Here is a 16,913-nt window from a genome sequence, read left to right on the forward strand (position 1 = left end):
AGCTCGAGGGATGCAGGAGACAATGCCGCCGGCCCACCGAAAACGGTCCCGCCTGGTTATCCCCAGCCGAAGTGATCTCCTGCTCAGGAACTTCACCGAGCTGATCGGCGGCCCCATGGGACACCGGGCAGCGCCGGGCATCGTCTCACCCGGGATCTTCACCGTTGAACGCGTCCTCATCATCCTCACGGTGCTGGCTGCCCTGGCAAGCATCGTGGCCAAGAACTACTGCCGCGCAAACGGCTGGGATTCACCGGGCCAGTTCTATTCCACCTGCTACTCGGATTTCCCGGAACTCTTCCGCAACCGCGGGCTTGGCGACGGCACCTTCCCCTTCTTCAGCGAAGGCAGCTTCTTCGAATATCCCGTCCTGATGGGCATCATCGCCGGCCTGACGGCCATGATGGTCCCCGGAGAAGGTGCCACCGACGCGCGCATTCTGGGCTACTTTGACGTCAACGCCACCCTCATCGCCGCCGTCTGGGTCGTCACGGTACTCGCGACGGCCCGCATGAGCCGCCGCCGGCCGTGGGACGCCGCCATGGTGGCCGTAGCTCCCGGCATCGTCTTGGCAGGAGTGATCAACTGGGACATGTGGGCGGTGGGCCTGCTCGCCGTCGGCATGTATTTCTTCTCCCGCAACCGGCTGGTGCTGGCCGGGGTGTTCATCGGTTTGGGCACGGCCACCAAGCTGTACCCCGTGCTCGTGTTCGGGGCCATTCTCCTGCTGGCGCTCCGGTCCGGAAAGATCAGACCCCTGCTGGTTACCGCTGCAGCGGCCGCCGCGGCCTGGCTGGCCGTGAACCTCCCGATTGCCGCCATGAACCCCTCGGGCTGGAAGTACTTCTACCAATTCACGGAGGACCGCCCGGCCGGCTACAGCTCCCCCTGGTTCGCCTACAACCTGGTGGCCGGGCGCCTGCAATGGCCTGCCCTGGGACCTGAAGCGATCAACACCCTCGCGCTCAACCTGTTCCTCATCAGCTGCGTTCTCATCGCCGTGCTGGCGCTGACGGCACCGCGCCGCCCCAGGCTGGCCCAGCTGGCGTTCCTGATCGTGGCGGCGTTTATCCTGACCAACAAGGTGTACTCACCCCAGTTCGTCATCTGGCTCATCCCCCTCCTTGCCCTGGCTCGCCCGCGCTGGCGTGACTTCCTCATCTGGCAAGGCATAGAGGGCATGCACTGGGCGGCCGTGTGGATGTACCTCGGACAGGTGACCAGCGGCGGCCCGACGCAGCACAATATCGATATGCCCTACTACGTACTGGCGGTGGGCCTGCACATGATCGCCACGGCGTACCTGATGGTCCGCGTGGGCTGGGATATCTGGGACCCGGGCTACGACGTCATCCGCCGGCACGCCATGGATGATCCGCAGGGCGGGCCGTTCGACGGCGCACGGGACCGGTTGCGGATCAACCCGGGAGACCCCGCGGCTTCAGTACTCCCCTGGCGGCGGACGGCCAGCGATGCCTGACGTTGCCGTCGTCGGTTCGGGGCCCAACGGCCTGGCCGCTGCGGTGACGATGGCCCGCGCCGGCCTTGAGGTTCATGTGTTCGAGGCGGCGGCCAGCCCGGGCGGTGGCCTGCGCACATCGGAGCTGATGCAGCCCGGCCATCTTCACGACATTTGCTCGGCAGTCCAGCCGATGGCCCTTGCCTCACCGTTCTTCCAGGCCTTCGAGCTGTCGCGGCGCATCGATCTCATCACGCCGGAGCTCTCGTTCGGCTCGCCGCTGGACGGCGGCCGGGCGGCCCTGGCGTACCGTTCGCTGGACCGCACTGCCGCAGGGCTCGGACGGGACGGTCCCGCCTACCGCCGCCTGATGGCGCCCCTCGTGCGCCGGGCCGCCGGCGTTGCGGATTTCACCCTCAACCAGCTGCTCCGGATCCCCCGCGACCCCCTTGCCGCAGTCCTGTTCGGTCTGCGGGCACTGGAGCAGGGTTCTCCGGCGTGGAACGCAAGGTTCAGGGACGAGCTGGCACCGGCCCTCCTCACCGGCGTTGCCGCCCATTCCGTGGGAGGGCTGCCGTCGCTGGCACCCGCCGGGGCCGGGCTGATGCTCGGGACCCTGGCCCATGCGCAGGGCTGGCCCATTCCGGTCGGCGGTTCGGCGTCGATCGCCCGTGCCATGGTCCGTGACATTGAAGCGCACGGCGGGACGGTGGAAACCGGGCGGCGGATCGAGTCACTGGCGGAGCTGCCGGCAGCCAAGGCGACACTCCTGGATATTGCCCCGCCGGCACTGCTCAGGCTGGGCGGGGACAGGCTGCCGGCCGGATACCGCCGGTCCCTGGCTTCGTTCCGGTTTGGAAATGCCGCCTGCAAAGTGGACTTCATCCTGTCCGGGCCCGTTCCATGGGCTGCGGCAGGACTGGCCGACGCCGGAACTGTCCATGTGGGCGGCACCCGGGCCGAGATGGCCCATGCCGAAAACCAGGTGGCCGCGGGAAAGCACCCGGAACGGCCCTACGTCCTGGTGTCCCAGCCGTCGCGCTTCGATGATTCCCGCGCCCCGGGAGGCCGGCACATCCTCTGGACCTACTGCCATGTGCCGGCCGGGTCAACGGTGGATATGGCCGAGGCTGTGACGGCGCAGCTGGAACGTTTTGCGCCGGGATTCCGGGACATTGTGATGCAAGTGCACGTGACGACGGCGGCCGGCCTGGCGGAGTACAACCAGAACTACGTCGGCGGCGACTTCGCTGCAGGACTCATGGACCTCCGCGGACTGATCCAGCGGCCAGTGATCAGCCCCGTGCCCTGGCGGACGCCAATTGCCGGTGTGTACTTGTGTTCCTCCTCGACACCCCCGGGGCCCGGGGTTACCGGCATGCCAGGCTTCCACGCCGCAAGATATGCCCTCAGGGACATATTCGGGCTTCCGTTGCCGGAACTGGGCCTGTAGCGCACCTCCTCAGTGGGGACCCGCGGCGGTGTCCGTGCCCATGTCCGGGTTCGCCACCGTGAAGCGCGTCCGGCGGTGGGCCGGTGATTCCAGCTCGTCGAGAAGCGCCACGGCGAAGTCGGGGATGGTGATGGACGAGCCCGCCGGCCCCTCCCACCACCACCAGGCGCGTCGATCCGGCGCTTTCGAAGGCTGCTTTCATGCGCCAGACCGTGAAACAGCCGTGACTTCGTGGCCGCGCTGCAGTGATTCCTTGACGATCTGGGCGCCCACCATCCCGGTGGCGCCGTACACCGCGATTTTCACGCCGTCCCTCATATTGGGTACCGTAGGAGCTCATAGTATCTTGAGGATACCTAGGAGCCAGAAGAAACGAGGGGTTGAATGGATACCGTTCTGACTGCCGCCACGGCCGGTGCCGACATCATGGATCCGCAGTGCCCGTCCCGGGTTGTTTTCCAGCGGATCGGAGACAAATGGGCGTCCCTGGTGGTGCAGGTGCTGGCCAACGGACCCGTGCGATTCTCCGAACTGCGCCAACACGTCCACGTCATCACGCCCAAAGTCCTGACCCAGACACTGAGGACGCTGGAACGGGACGGCCTGGTCACCCGGACCGTCTATGCCCAAGTCCCTCCCCGGGTCGACTACGAGTTGACCGGTCTGGGCCTGTCCCTGCTCCGCCCGCTCTCAGTCCTCCGGGAATGGGCCGAATCGAATGTCCCCAGCATCCTGGACGCCAGGGATGCCTACGACGACGCCCGGGAAGCGGCGTTGCCGGAGGGCTGAAGAGCCGAGAGCCGCCCGTCGCGCATGCTGGCTACGGCATCTGTCAGCGGGACGAATTCCGTGTCGTGGGTAACCATCACCGTGGCCACGCTGAATTCGTCCGTGACCTCGCGCAGCAGCCGGACGATGCCGCCGCTTCGTTCCTGGTCAAGGGCCGCCGTCGGTTCATCTACGAGCAGTACCTTCGGCAGGCCCATCAGGGCGCGCGCAATGTTGACGCGCTGACGTTGCCCGCCGGAGAGCTGATGCGGGCGTTTGTCCTGCACCGGCCCGAGTCCGACGACGTCCAGGAGCTCCGCTGCACGGCGGCGGGCAGCAGCCAACGGCTTGCCGCGCAGGTGGTCCGCCAGGAGCAGCTGTTCCAACGCCGTCAGGGACGGGAGGAGATTCGGTTGCTGGAAAATGATGCCGATCCTCTTCCTCCGCAGCGCCGTCAGCTCGGCGTCCGGCAGGCCAGTGGCTTCATGCCCGTCGATGCTCACCACACCAGACGTGGGACGGATGAGCGCCGCGGCAACTGCCAGCAAGGAGGATTTTCCGGAACCCGAGGGGCCCACCAACGCGAGGAATTCGCCGGCGCCGAGCGCCAGGCTGACCCGGTCCAGGGCCTTGAGGCTGGTGCCTCCGTCCGGGTATTCGAGGGTCACGTTGACGAGGTTGAGCGGAGCATTCATTGAATATTCCTTTCGAGGAATGTAGGGCCGTGAAGGTTAAGAATTAGTTGCCACCGAGAGCAAGCAGCGGGTCCACCCGGGTGACGCCGCGGACCGCCACCGCCGCTCCTCCGAGGCCCAGGAGCAGGATGCCGGCCATGGGTACCAGCGTGGTGGCCGGGGTGAGCAGGAACGGGGCAGCCCGGGAAGCGAAGAAGCCGCCCGCCAGGCCCAGTCCGCCGCCGGCGATGGTGCCGGCGGCCAGGACCACGGCGGCCTGCCCCAACGCGTCCCGGAGCACGTAGCCCGCGGACCCGCCCATTGCCTTGACCACGGCGATGTCACGGGTGCGCTGGACGGTCCACACCGTCAGGAACGCGACGATGACGAGGGCAGAGATGCCGTAGAGGAAGGCCTGCATCAGCACCAGCGACCCGTTTTCACTTTTGAAGGACCCCAGGGCCTGGAAGGAACCGTCCCTGGTGGCGCTGACTGATCCGGCCGCCGCATTGGCAGCGTCCACGTCAACCTGTGAACCGGCGTCGAACGTTACTGCCAGCACGGTGCCGACAGATTCGCTGCCTGAGCGGGCCAGCTGCCGCCAGTCGTCCAGCGATGTCCAGACGACACCCGTGTGTGAATACCACTGGTCGGGAACGATGTCCACAACTGCAAGTTCAGTGCCGCCCACATCCAGGAGGCTGCCGCGGCTGAGGTGCAGATCCGCGGCGAGGGTCTCGCCGACAACGACGGTTCCGTCGTCCGCAGCGGACAGTCCGCTGCCACCTCCAAAGACAGCCACGTTCGCCGAGCCTCCGGGCGCGCCGGATGTTCCGGCGGCCTGCGCACGGACCTGGCTGATGCCGAGCACCTCTACACCGGACACGCCTTCCTGTCCGGACCAGGCTGCCACGTGGTCCCGGGTCACCTCGGATTCCGTGAAGGATGCCTTGGCCGGAGTCCCCGCGGGGGCGCCGAACACGATCTGGTCGGCCGGCAGCCCGGCGATGGCCGACGTCGACTGGTTTCCGAGGCCTGCCGTCAGCCCCGAGAGCATGACAAGCAGGAGGGTGATCAGGGCGATGACGGATGCCATGAGGGCGAAGCGTCCTTTGGCAAAGCGGAGATCGCGAATGGCGAGAAACACGGGGTTCCTTTCGTGGGAGGTGGCTCCTTTCCACTCTTCCGCCGTACGCCACAACGCACATCGGCCGCCCGGTGGGCCGTCTGCAGACAGGGGGTGCAGCAGCGGATCAACCAAATGGTTGATCTCCGGCCGGCCTGCCTCGTTTCGCCCGGAAACAGGGGCTCCGGAGGATACGCTGGGTTGATGCGAGGCACGCGTTGATACAGGGTGAACCCAGCGGTTCCGCCATAATCCTGCGGCTCCTGAGGACCTGCCTCCACGTCGGCTTCGCCGTCCTGCTGGCGGTGGCCATGGCCCGCGTCCTGATGGCCGCTCCGGCGCCGTCCGGCTGGCTGCCGCTGGTCCTCGCCGCACTGCTCGCCGCCGTCTACCTCACCGGCACCGTCCTGGAGAAGCGCCACTCCACTGACACGAACCGCTTTGATCCGCGGCCCTATGCCAAATGGTGGCTCGGTGCCGTCTCGGTCCTGTGGCTGGTGCTGATCTGGTCCAGTGCGGACTTCGTCTGGCTGGCCTTTCCGCTGTTCTTCCTCCAACTGCACGTGCTTCCCCGGCGCGTGGCGCTGCCCGTGATTGCGACGTCCACGGCGCTGGTGGTGGTGGCGCTCTGGTTCCACAACCGGGGGGCAGCAGGCCAAGGCCTGGAGCTGCCGATGGTCCTGGGGCCGGTCTTCGGCGCGGCCTTCGCCGTGGTCACCGGCCTTGCCTACCGGGCGCTCTACCTCGAAGCGGAGAACCAGCGGCTTGCAGCCGAGGAATTGCGCCGCACACGCGGGGAACTCGCCCGCAGCCAGCACGACGCCGGAACGCTGACCGAGCGGGCGCGGCTGGCCCGCGAAATCCACGACACCCTGGCCCAGGGCTTTTCCAGCATTGTGCTGATGGGCCGCTCGGCCGAAAAAGCCCTCGACAACGGCGACACGCACACGGCCCGGGCCAGGCTCCGGACCGTTCAGGAGACGGCGTCCGCCAACCTCGCCGAGGCACGCAACTTCGTCCGCGGCCTGCAATCCCCGGAGCTCGAGCACGTGTCCCTCGCCGGCAGCCTCCGCCGGCTCTGCGAAAAGACCGAGGCCGAGGCGGCGGCCCGCGGGGCAGGGCTGCGGTGCCGCTTCGACCTCGAAGGCACCCCCGTCGAGCTACCCAACCCGTACTCCACCACCCTCCTCCGCGCAGCACAGGCGAGCCTTGCGAACGTCTGGGTCCACGCGAAGGCAAGCACCGCCGTCGTGACCCTGTCCTTTATGGACACCGAAGTGGCCATGGATATTTACGACGACGGCGTCGGGTTCCGCCCGGAGGCGGCGGGGGCAGGGGGCGGTCCCCAGCGAAAGGACGGTTCCGGTTATGGCCTCCAATCCCTGCGGGAACGCGTGGCGGCGCTCTCCGGAACGCTGGACATCGAGTCCGCCCCGGGCGAGGGAACGGTGGTGGCCATCCGGCTCCCGCTGGTGGACAGTCAGGAACCGCAATGACCGGAGTCCGTATCCTGCTGGTGGACGACCACCCCGTGGTCCGCGCCGGGCTCCGTGCCATGCTCAGCGACTTCGAGGGCATCACGGTGGCCGCCGAAGCCGGCGACGGCGCCGACGCGCTGGCCCAGCTGTCCCGGCTCCGCACCCTCGGCGAGCCCGTGGACGTGGTCCTCATGGACCTGCAGATGGGCACAGGCATGGACGGCGTCACCGCCACGCGAAAGATCAAGGCCGGTGAGGCAGGCACGCCCGCCCCGCCGGTGCTGATCCTCACCACCTATGATTCCGACGCCGATATCCTCGCCGCCGTCGAAGCCGGGGCAAGCGGGTACATGCTCAAGGATGCGCCGCCCGAGCACATCCGCCAGGCCGTGCTCTCCGCAGCCGCCGGCGGGACGGCGCTTGCTCCGGAGGTTGCCGCGCGGCTGATGGGCAGGATCCGCGATCCGGAACCGGCACTGTCGGCCCGGGAAATCCAGTTGCTGCAGCTCCTCGCTACCGGACTGCCGAACCGTGCCATCGCCCGCCAGCTCTTCATCTCCGAAGCCACCGTCAAGACCCACCTGGTGCACATCTACGGGAAACTCGGCGTGGACAACCGCACTGCCGCGATTTCAGTGGCAACGCAGCGCCGGATCATCCGCCCCGCCTGACAGACGTTGGCCTGATCGACGTCCTGATTGACGCCGGCCGCCATGTGACAAGTACTTTGTCCGGGCTTGCGGGCATAATGGCGCCGTGGGGAACTTTCAGAAACTTTCGCTTGCCCTTGTCGGACTCATTATCGGCGGATCGCTGGTGGCCTGCGACGACGGCCGTGCCGGCGCGCAGGACGCCGCGAAGCAGCTCGCTGCCGGGGTCGCGGCGCTGGACGTCGGGTCCGTCGCCTTCGAGGGCAAGGATGCCGCAGCAGCCAACGAACAGCTGAAGGAAGTGTTCCAGGCGCTCGATCCCGCCAAGCCGGCGGTCGAGGCCGGAGAGCTGAAACTGGAGAAAGACACCGCAACCGTTCCGCTGAACTACAGCTGGAAGATCGGCTCCGGCGAGTGGAAATACACCGCCTCTGCTGAGCTGAAGAAGTCCGGTGACAAATGGCTGACCGTGTGGACGCCCGCCTTGCTGGCCCCTGAGTTGGCCGACGGTGAAGTCATTGGAACCGCGAACCAGTCCCCGCAGCGGGCGGAAATCCTGGGTGCCGGCGACGCGAAACTCGTCACCTACCGGCCCGTGGTGTACGTCGGCATCGACAAGCCGCGCCTGGTGTCCGCCGACCCCGCCGCGTCCGCTACGAAACTCGCCCAGCTGGTGGGGGTGGATCCGGCCGCCTACACGCAGCAGGTCGAGGCGGCCGGCCCCGAGGCATTCGTCGCCGCCATCACGCTGCGCCAGGACGGCCGGACCGTCACGGACGAGCAGATCGCCCAGATTCCCGGCGCCCGGTCCGTCCCCGACCTCCTGCCGCTGGCACTTACCCGGACTTTCGCCCGCGCTCTCCTGGGCACGGCCGCCGAGGCAAATGCCGAACAGATCGAAAAATCAGGCGGGGCGCTCAAGGCCGGGGACACCACCGGCACCGGCGGGCTCCAGCAGCAGTACGACGCTCAGCTCCGCGGCACCAACGGCGTCCAGGTCTTTGCCGTCAAGGAAGGCCTCACCGCCGAGGAGAAGCAGGCGTTGCCGAACCAGGGCCGCCGGATCCTGTTCCAGGTTGAGATGAAGCCGGGAACCCCGGTGAAGACCACGCTGGACCCGAAGCTGCAGCAGCTCGCCGAAGACGTCCTGGCGGATGTCGGCCCGGCATCTGCCATCGTTGCCCTGCGCCCCTCCAGCGGCGCCGTCCTCGCCGCAGCCTCGGGACCGGGCAGCAACGGCTACAACACGGCGCTGCTGGGCCAGTACGCTCCCGGCTCGACCTTCAAGATGGTGGACGCGCTGGCCATGATCCGCAACGGCCTGACGCCGGATTCGAAAGTCGAATGCACGCCGACGCTCACCGTGGACGGACGAACGTTCAAGAACGCCGAGGGCTATCCGGAAGGCTCGCTGGGATCCGTCACCCTGAGGGACGCGTTCGCGCACTCCTGCAACACTGCGTTCATCGCAGCCCGCGAGTCCGTCAGCCAGGCCCAGCTTGAATCCGCGGCCACCTCTCTCGGCGTTGCGGTCGAGGCGCCGGCGCTCGGGGCAGACGCGTTCCTCGGGTCAGTGCCGGGGGAGGCCGAGGGCACCGAGCACGCCGCGTCCATGATCGGACAAGGCAAGGTGCTGCTCTCCCCGCTGGCGGCTGCGGTGATGGCCGGATCCGTGGCCAAGGGCTCCCCCGTGTCGCCCACTCTCGTGCTGAACGCCGACGCCGACGCCGGCAACGGCTCTGCCACTGGAACGGCAGCCACGGAAGGGTCCGGAACCGCGACGGCGGAGGGAACGGCGCCGTCGTTGTCCTCCACTGCTCCTGCCCCCGCGAAGGCCGCGGAGAAGCCGGTCACGGCAGCGGAGGCCGCCGCCCTGGCGGACATGATGCGGGCCGTGGTCACTTCCGGGCACGCAGGGTTCCTGGCCTCCGTGCCGGGGGAACCCGTGGGGGCCAAGACAGGCACGGCTGAATTCGGCACGGAGAACCCGCCGAAGACGCATGCCTGGATCGTGGCCGTACACGGCGACCTCGCCGTGGCCGTCTTTGTCGAAGAAGGGGGCCTGGGAGCCACAACATCCGGTCCGCTGCTCAAGGAGTTCCTGGTCGCAGCGGGTTAGCCCGGAGTAAAACTCCTGCACGGGCAGCCGTGGGAAGATTGAATACGTGGCCCATATTGACGTTTCCGGCATCGACTACTTCCTCTCCGACGGCACCCAGCTGCTGAACGGGGTGACCTTCAAGGTCCCGGACGGCACCAAGACTGCGCTGATCGGACCCAACGGAACAGGCAAAACCACGCTGTTCCGCATCATTTCCGGCGACCTGGTCCCCGATGAAGGCGTGATCGGCCGGTCCGGCAACATGGGCATCATGCGACAGTTCGTGGGCCAGGTCCGGGATGATTCCACTGTCCGCGACCTCCTGGTGTCCGCCGCCCCGCCGGCCCTGGCCGCCGCCGCTCGTGCCGTCGACGACGCCGAGCTGGCCATGATGGAGCACGACGACGAGCCCACCCAGATGCAGTATGCCCAGGCGATCGTGGACTGGGGAGACGCCGGAGGCTATGACGTCGAGACCGTCTGGGACGAAGTCTGCATGGCAGCGCTGGGACTTCCGTTCGACCGCGCGCAGCACCGCCCGGCGTCGAGCCTTTCCGGCGGCGAGCAAAAGCGGCTGGTGCTGGAGGCACTGTTCGCCGGCCCCGACGAACTCCTGCTCCTCGACGAACCGGACAACTACCTTGACGTGCCGGGCAAGCGCTGGCTCGAGGCCAAGCTCAACGAGTCCAGGAAGACCGTGTTCTTCATCAGCCACGACCGTGAGCTGCTGAACAACGCCGCAGGCCGCATCGTGACCCTTGAACCGGGCATCAACGGCGCCGGTGCGTGGATCCACGGCGGCGGCTTCGGCTCCTACGTCGACGCCCGCGCGGACCGCAACGCCCGCTTCGAGGAGCTGCGCAAACGCTGGGACGAGGAGCACGTAAAGCTCAAGGAACTCGTCAACATGTACAAGAACAAGGCTGCGTTCCGCTCCGACATGGCCAACCGGTACCACGCCGCCCAGACCCGGCTGGCGAAGTTCCTGGAAGCCGGCCCGCCCGAGGCACTGCCGATCGAACAGAACGTGCAGATGCGGCTGAAGGGCGGCCGTACCGCCAAGCGCGCGATTGTTGCCGAAAAGCTGGAGCTGACCGGGCTGATGAAGCCGTTCTCCACCGAAGTGTGGTTCGGCGACCGTGTGGGCGTGCTGGGCTCTAACGGCTCCGGCAAGAGCCACTTCCTGCGCCTGCTGGCCACCGGGGGAACGGATCCGGAGCGGGAGCACCTGCCGGTGTCCGACGTCGACATCGCAGAAGTGCCACATGAAGGCACCGTGAAACTCGGCGCCCGCATCCGGCCCGGATTCTTCGCACAGACGCACGTCCGTCCGGATCTGCTGGGCAAGACCCTGCTGGAAATTTTGCACCGCGGCGACGAGCACCGCTCCGGGCTGGGACGCGAGGCCGCTGCCGGTGCCCTGGACGGCTACGGATTGGCCGCACAGTCGGAGCAGAAGTACGAGTCCCTCTCCGGCGGGCAGCAGGCGCGTTTCCAGATCCTGCTGCTGCAGCTCTCCGGTGCCACGCTGCTGCTCCTCGACGAGCCCACCGACAACCTGGACCTGCACTCGGCCGAGGCCCTGGAGCGCGCCATCGACCACTTCGAGGGGACGGTCCTGGCTGTCACCCACGACCGCTGGTTCGCCCGGACCTTCGACCGCTTCCTGGTCTTCGGCTCCGACGGCAGGGTGTATGAATCCGCGGAACCGGTCTGGGATGAGAAGCGGGTGGAGCGCGCCCGCTAACGGCGGGACACGTTACTCGGGCAGCAGTCCGGAGGGGACCTCGGCCTCCGGTCCGGCAGTTCCGCCCATGGCGGAGACAAGGCGTTCGCGGGCGCGCCCCAGGTGCTCGTCCAGCAGGTCGGCAGCGGCTTCCCCCTGGCCTGCCTCGATCAGTTCGAGGATTTTCTGGTGTTCCGCCTGGATCAGCGCGGTGTCCAGCAGGTGCAGGGACTGGATGCGGACCATGCACAGTTTCACCTCGCCCACGAGCGAGCGGTACATCCTGCTGATGCGCTCGTTGCCCACGGCGTCGATCAGACTGGTGTGGAACCGCATGTCCGGTTCAATGACGTCCAGCGGGGCTCCGGTCCGCAGCGCGGCGATGTCCCGGTTGGCCTGCCGGGCTGCTTCCGGCACCTCCTTGGTGCGTGCGAGCCGCCGGAGCACTTCGCTTTCCAAGTAGGCGCGGGCCAGATAAATATCCCGCACAGAATCAGGTCCGAGTTCCACCACGCGTGCGGTCTTGTGGGTCCCGCGGTCCAGCAGCCCTTCGGCGACGACCTTCTCAATGGACGCCTTCGCCGTGGGACGCGCCACCTCGTAGGACGTGGCCACGTCTGTTTCGGTGAGGGTATGGCCGGGACCGAGTTCACCGGAAAAGATCCGGCTCCGGAGGTCCGCGGCGATCGCGTCCACGATCGAAACTGCTGTAATTCGGCCGGCCACCGGAGCTCCATTCCCGCCAAGGACACTAGATTCAGTCCCCATCTTGCCAGACAAGTCAGCATGGAGGCCTTGACCATCATGTGTACTTGTTAGACAATCGTAGGGCGCCACGGTGTTGTGACGCCTAACACAATCTGGAGACACATGTTTCAGCAGATCCTTGACCCGATCGCCGGGTCCCTTGTGCTTTCGGCGCTCTGCGCAGCGCTCCCCCTCGTCCTGCTCTTCGTCCTCCTGGGCGTCTTCAAGGTCAAGGCACCCAAGGCCGCCCTCGCGAGCCTTGCCTTGTCCCTGGTGCTGGCGATTGCCGGCTGGCAGATGCCGGTCAACCAGGCTTTGAGCGCCACCGCGGCCGGCATTTTCTACGGCCTGTTCCCGATCCTGTGGATCCTGGTGAACGCGCTGTGGATCTACCGGCTCACCGTGGCCACTCCGTGGTTCGAGGTGCTGGGACGGACCATCCGCTCCATCTCAAACGACCTCCGCATCCTGTCCATCCTGATCGCCTTCTGCTTTGGCGCCCTGCTGGAATCCCTCGCGGGCTTCGGCGCACCGGTGGCGATCTCCGCCGCCATGCTGATGGCAGCCGGCATGAAGCCGCTGAAGTCGGCCATCGTCTCGCTGCTCGCCAACACTGCTCCCGTGGCCTTCGGCGCAATGGCCGCGCCGATCATCGCCCTGAACGGCGTCACCGGCCTGCCGCTGCATGATCTCTCCTCGATGGCCGGGCGCCAGACGCCCTTCATTGCCCTGATCGTGCCGCTGCTGCTCGTGTTCATCGTTGACGGCCGGCGCGGTGTGAAGCAGACCTGGCCGGTGGCCCTGGTGGCCGGCGTGGCCTTCGGCGCGGCCCAGTTTGTCACCTCCAATTACTTCGCCGTGGAGCTCACCGATGTTGTTGCCGCCGTCGTCACGGTGGCCGCAGTGCTGCTGATGCTCAAGGTCTGGCAGCCGAAGGAAACCGTGGGAATGGGCGGCGCCGTGGAAACAGTGCCGGCGGCGGAGCACGCTGCCGCCGCCGTGGGGACCGGCGCCCGTGACAGCGGTGCCGCTGTCAGCGCCGCCGGCGGTTCCGCCGTCGGGCGCGGCACGGAGCGCCCTGCAACTGCTGCCCCGGTCCCCACGGACAACTCCCGGCCCGAACCACGGCAGATCTGGATGGCGATCGCTCCCTACCTGATCATCATCGCGGTGTTCTCCGTGGCCCAGATTCCGTTCGTCAAGACCTGGCTGGGCCAGGTAGGCAGCGTGACGTTTGCCTGGCCCGGGCTGGAAATCACCGATTCGGCCGGTAAGCCGGTGGCGGCCACCAAATTCAAGCTCGACCACCTCAAGGCCACCGGCACGCTGCTGATGTTCTCCGGGCTGCTCACCATGCTGCTGTATAAAATCACTGCATCACACGGCCTGCGGATCTACCGGGACACCCTGGTCCAGCTGCGTTGGACCATTGTCACCGTCACCGCCGTCCTGGGGCTCTCCTTTGTGATGAATCTGTCCGGCCAAACCACCACCCTGGGCTTTGCGCTGGCCTCCGCGGGCGGCTTCTTTGCCATCCTCTCGCCGTTGATCGGGTGGATCGGTGTGGCCCTCACCGGCTCGGACACGTCCTCCAACTCCCTGTTCGGCCAGATGCAGGCCACCGCCGCCGAGCAGACCGGCCTGTCTCCGGTGCTGATGGCGGCCTCCAACTCGTCCGCCGGCGTGATGGGCAAAATGTTGTCGCTGCAGAACCTTGCCGTGGCCTCGGCTGCGGTGGGCCTTGATGGCGCCGAGGGAACCCTTTTCCGGAAGCTCCTGGGCTGGAGCCTGGGCCTGCTGGCACTCATCACCGTGCTGATCTTCCTGCAGTCCACCCCCGTGCTCGGCTGGATGGTCCCCTGATGGCTCCCCTGGACATGGCGGGCCTGCGCGCGGCAGTGCACGATCCCGGCCAGGTGAAGACCCGGGCCATCGACCTGCATGCGAACGCCCATGACGCCTCGCATTTCCTGATGGTCCCCCAGGCGGTGGTGACAGCCGGGAGTGCTGCCGAAGTCGGCGGACTGCTGCGGGCCAGCGCAGCCCAGGGCGTTCCGCTGACCTTCCGCTCGGGCGGAACCAGCCTGAGCGGCCAAGCGGTCACCGACGGCGTGCTGGTTGACGTCCGGCGCAACTTCAGGGATATCGAAGTGCTCGACGACGGCGCCCGGGTGCGCGTCCAGCCTGGGGTCACCGTGCGGGCGCTCAATGCGAGGCTCGCCCGGTACGGCCGGAAATTCGGCCCGGATCCGGCCAGTGAGGCGGCATGCACGATCGGCGGGGTGGTGGCCAACAATTCCTCCGGCATGAACTGCGGGACCGTGGACAACACCTACCGCACCCTGGAATCCCTGACCGTGGTGCTGCCGTCCGGCACCGTCGTCGACACCGGAGCGCCCGACGCCGACCGGAAGTTCCGCGCCCAGGAACCGGAACTCTACGAAGGACTGTCCCGGCTGGCCGAGCGGGTCCGGAACAACGCGGACTCCGTGCACAGGATCCGCCAGCAGTTCGCCATGAAGAACACCATGGGCTACGGCCTGAACTCCCTGCTGGACTTCCGGACCCCGGTGGAGATCATGGCCCACCTGATCGTCGGCAGCGAAGGCACCCTGGGGTTTGTGGCCGAGGCGGTCTTCCGCACCATTCCGCGGCTCCAGCACGCCGCCGCCGGCCTCTTGGTGTTCCCCGACCTCGAGGCAGCCAACGCCGCGCTGCCTGCCCTCGTTGAAACGGGCGCCGCGACCATCGAGCTGATGGATGCGCTGTCCCTGAAGGTGGGCCAGACGCTGAAGGGGACGCCCGCCGTCGTCCATGACCTGGCGGTCCGGGACCATGCCGCCCTGCTGGTGGAGTACTCCGCCGGGAGCGCCGGGCACCTGGCGGAACTCCAGGGCAGCGGCGAGGGCATCCTTCCGGGCCTCGGGCTGTCCGCCCCTGCCCGGTTCACCGGAGACGCCCGGGAACGCGGGCAGCTCTGGCAGCTGCGCAAAGGCCTCTACGCTTCGGTGGCCGGGGCGCGGCCCCGGGGCACCACCGCGCTGCTGGAAGACATTGTGGTGCCCGTGCCCGTGCTGGGCCGCACCTGCCGGGAACTGATCCGGCTCTTCGACAAGTACAGCTACGGCAACAGCGTGATCTTCGGCCATGCCAAGGACGGCAACGTCCACTTCATGCTCACCGACGGTTTTGCCACCGCGGCAGAACTGGACCGCTACAGCGCGTTCACGGAGGACATGGCGGACCTGGTCCTGGCCGAGGGAGGATCCCTGAAGGCCGAGCACGGGACCGGGCGCGTCATGGCCCCCTACGTGCGCCGGCAGTACGGTGACGAGCTCTACGACGTCATGCGCAGCATCAAGCGGCTTTTCGACCCTGCCGCGATGCTCAACCCGGGCGTGCTGATGGACGACGACCCGCTGGCCCACCTGAGGCACATCAAGACGGCGCCGCCCGTGGCGGAGGAAGTGGACCGCTGCGTCTCCTGCGGCTACTGCGAGCCGGTGTGCCCCAGCAAAGACATCACCCTCACTCCGCGCCAGCGGATCGTGACGCTGCGCGCCATCGAGTCCGCCCGGCTGGCCGGGGACACGGCGCTGGTCAAGGAACTGGAAAAGGACTACGACTACGAATCGGTGCAGACCTGCGCCGTGGACGGCATGTGCCAGACGGCCTGTCCGGTGGAGATCAACACAGGGCTCCTGGTCAAGCGGATCAGGCGTTCCGAGGCCGGTCCCGTGGCCAACGGCGCCTGGAACGCGGCTGCCAAGCACTGGGAAGGGGTGACCCGCGGTGCCTCGCTGGCGCTCACCGTGGTCAACAAGCTGCCGGCCGCCGCGCTGGTCCCGCCCAACAAGGCTGCCAGGGCGGTCCTGGGCACGGACACAGTCCCGTTGTACTCGGCGGAGCTGCCGGCAGGCGGTTCCGTGCGGAAACGTCCGACGCCGGACCGGGCACCGGACGCCGTCTACTTCCCGGCGTGCGTGGGGACCATGTTCGGCCCGGCTGACGCGGGCGGGGACACCAAAGGACACGGCGTCCAGTACAGCTTCGAACAACTGTGCGACCGGGCAGGGCTCACGCTCCTCGTTCCGGAAGGCATCGACGGACTGTGCTGCGGCACACCCTGGTCCTCCAAGGGGATGGACGCCGGCCGGAAGACGATGCGGGAAAAGACCTTTGCGGCCCTCCGGGAGGCAACCCGGGACGGTGAACTCTCCATCGTCTGCGACGCATCCTCCTGCACCGAGGGCCTGCGCCAGGCCGTCGAGTCGGACGCGCCCGCTCCCGGGCAGCGAGCCCTGCGCATGGTGGACGCCGTGGATTTCGCCGCGGAACGGATCCTGCCCCGGCTGCCGGACCACGGAAGGCTGGAGTCGCTGGCCCTGCACCCCACCTGCTCGTCCACCCGGATGGGCCTCAACGATGCCCTCGGCGCGGTGGCCGGTGCCGTCGCCGAGCGGGTCGACGTTCCGGAAAACTGGGGCTGCTGCGCGTTCGCCGGGGACCGGGGCATGCTGCATCCCGAACTGACGGCGTCGGCAACGGCGAAACAGGCTGCCGAGGTGGCGGACATGGGTGCCGTAGCGCACGCCTCGTGCAACCGGACCTGCGAACTGGGCATGACCCGGGCCACAGGTGAGCAGTACCGCCACGTGCTGGAACTGCTGGAAGAGGTCACCCGCTAAACCTGACGCTCTCTCACTTCCTGCCTGTTTTGCGCCAACCCTC

The 16,913-nt window shown here is 67.6% G+C and carries 12 protein-coding genes and 1 pseudogene; 9 read left to right on the forward strand and 4 right to left on the reverse strand.

Features of this window, described 5'->3' with window-relative positions; translation table 11 throughout:
- Positions 1-10: 10 nt before the first annotated feature.
- A complete protein-coding gene (locus RW112_RS09555) occupies positions 11-1,480 on the forward strand; it encodes a glycosyltransferase family 87 protein (protein ID WP_317781507.1) in 1,470 nt (489 codons plus the stop codon).
- Positions 1,473-2,912: an NAD(P)/FAD-dependent oxidoreductase gene (locus tag RW112_RS09560; protein WP_317781508.1), complete on the forward strand. Its 1,440-nt coding sequence runs from the start codon at positions 1,473-1,475 to the stop codon at positions 2,910-2,912. Before RW112_RS09555 ends, RW112_RS09560 begins: the two co-directional genes overlap by 8 nt.
- Positions 2,913-3,113: 201 nt before the next feature.
- Here the strand turns inward: RW112_RS09560 and RW112_RS09565 are convergent.
- Positions 3,114-3,218, reverse strand: a pseudogene (locus tag RW112_RS09565) (NAD-dependent epimerase/dehydratase family protein); the annotation flags it as partial.
- A gap of 78 nt (positions 3,219-3,296) precedes the next feature.
- Here RW112_RS09565 and RW112_RS09570 point away from each other — a divergent pair.
- Positions 3,297-3,701, forward strand: coding sequence for a helix-turn-helix domain-containing protein (locus RW112_RS09570; protein WP_317781510.1), 405 nt, complete (start codon positions 3,297-3,299; stop codon positions 3,699-3,701).
- Here the strand turns inward: RW112_RS09570 and RW112_RS09575 are convergent.
- Positions 3,662-4,375 (reverse strand): ABC transporter ATP-binding protein, encoded by a 714-nt coding sequence (locus tag RW112_RS09575; protein ID WP_317781511.1) that lies wholly within the window; start codon positions 4,373-4,375, stop codon positions 3,662-3,664. The two genes, RW112_RS09570 and RW112_RS09575, sit on opposite strands and share 40 nt — an antisense overlap.
- A 43-nt stretch (positions 4,376-4,418) precedes the next feature.
- Positions 4,419-5,501, reverse strand: coding sequence for an ABC transporter permease (locus RW112_RS09580; RefSeq protein WP_317781512.1), 1,083 nt, complete (start codon positions 5,499-5,501; stop codon positions 4,419-4,421).
- A gap of 197 nt (positions 5,502-5,698) precedes the next feature.
- On the opposite strand from RW112_RS09580, the gene RW112_RS09585 reads away from it, so the two are divergent.
- The 4 genes from RW112_RS09585 to RW112_RS09600 all read left to right on the forward strand — a co-directional run bounded on the left by RW112_RS09585 (position 5,699) and on the right by RW112_RS09600 (position 11,456).
- The gene (locus tag RW112_RS09585; protein ID WP_317781513.1) at positions 5,699-6,976 is read left to right on the forward strand and encodes a sensor histidine kinase; all 1,278 of its coding nucleotides are present in this window, start codon (positions 5,699-5,701) and stop codon (positions 6,974-6,976) included.
- Entirely contained in the window at positions 6,973-7,629 is a 657-nt protein-coding gene (locus RW112_RS09590) for a response regulator transcription factor (protein ID WP_317781514.1), read from the forward strand. Before RW112_RS09585 ends, RW112_RS09590 begins: the two co-directional genes overlap by 4 nt.
- 85 nt (positions 7,630-7,714) lie before the next feature.
- Entirely contained in the window at positions 7,715-9,727 is a 2,013-nt protein-coding gene (locus RW112_RS09595; protein WP_317781516.1) for a penicillin-binding transpeptidase domain-containing protein, read from the forward strand.
- Between the two features lie 46 nt (positions 9,728-9,773).
- The gene (locus RW112_RS09600) at positions 9,774-11,456 is read left to right on the forward strand and encodes an ABC-F family ATP-binding cassette domain-containing protein (protein ID WP_317781518.1); all 1,683 of its coding nucleotides are present in this window, start codon (positions 9,774-9,776) and stop codon (positions 11,454-11,456) included.
- Between the two features lie 12 nt (positions 11,457-11,468).
- Here RW112_RS09600 and RW112_RS09605 read toward each other — a convergent pair whose 3' ends face one another.
- Entirely contained in the window at positions 11,469-12,161 is a 693-nt protein-coding gene (locus tag RW112_RS09605) for a GntR family transcriptional regulator (RefSeq protein WP_317781519.1), read from the reverse strand.
- A 144-nt stretch (positions 12,162-12,305) separates the two neighbouring features.
- Between RW112_RS09605 and RW112_RS09610 the strand changes: the two genes are divergently transcribed.
- Together RW112_RS09610 and RW112_RS09615 are read left to right on the forward strand one after the other, a co-directional pair.
- Positions 12,306-14,045, forward strand: a complete 1,740-nt coding sequence (locus RW112_RS09610) for an L-lactate permease (RefSeq protein WP_317781520.1) — start codon at positions 12,306-12,308, stop codon at positions 14,043-14,045.
- A complete protein-coding gene (locus RW112_RS09615; RefSeq protein WP_317781521.1) occupies positions 14,045-16,870 on the forward strand; it encodes an FAD-binding and (Fe-S)-binding domain-containing protein in 2,826 nt (941 codons plus the stop codon). The genes RW112_RS09610 and RW112_RS09615 overlap by 1 nt, the downstream gene beginning before the upstream one ends.
- The last annotated feature ends 43 nt before the right edge of the window (positions 16,871-16,913 follow it).

It is taken from the genome of Arthrobacter sp. B10-11, assembly GCF_033142195.1.
Taxonomy (GTDB): domain Bacteria; phylum Actinomycetota; class Actinomycetes; order Actinomycetales; family Micrococcaceae; genus Arthrobacter; species Arthrobacter oryzae_C.

Excerpts from the sequence above, each read along its gene's own strand:
- RW112_RS09560 (WP_317781508.1), top strand. The coding sequence starts at position 1,473 with ATGCCTGACGTTGCCGTCGTCGGTTCGGGGCCCAACGGCCTGGCCGCT.
- RW112_RS09555 (WP_317781507.1), top strand. The coding sequence starts at position 11 with ATGCAGGAGACAATGCCGCCGGCCCACCGAAAACGGTCCCGCCTGGTT.
- RW112_RS09590 (WP_317781514.1), top strand. The coding sequence starts at position 6,973 with ATGACCGGAGTCCGTATCCTGCTGGTGGACGACCACCCCGTGGTCCGC.
- RW112_RS09575 (WP_317781511.1), bottom strand. The coding sequence starts at position 4,375 with ATGAATGCTCCGCTCAACCTCGTCAACGTGACCCTCGAATACCCGGAC.
- RW112_RS09570 (WP_317781510.1), top strand. The coding sequence starts at position 3,297 with ATGGATACCGTTCTGACTGCCGCCACGGCCGGTGCCGACATCATGGAT.
- RW112_RS09615 (WP_317781521.1), top strand. The coding sequence starts at position 14,045 with ATGGCTCCCCTGGACATGGCGGGCCTGCGCGCGGCAGTGCACGATCCC.
- RW112_RS09610 (WP_317781520.1), top strand. The coding sequence starts at position 12,306 with ATGTTTCAGCAGATCCTTGACCCGATCGCCGGGTCCCTTGTGCTTTCG.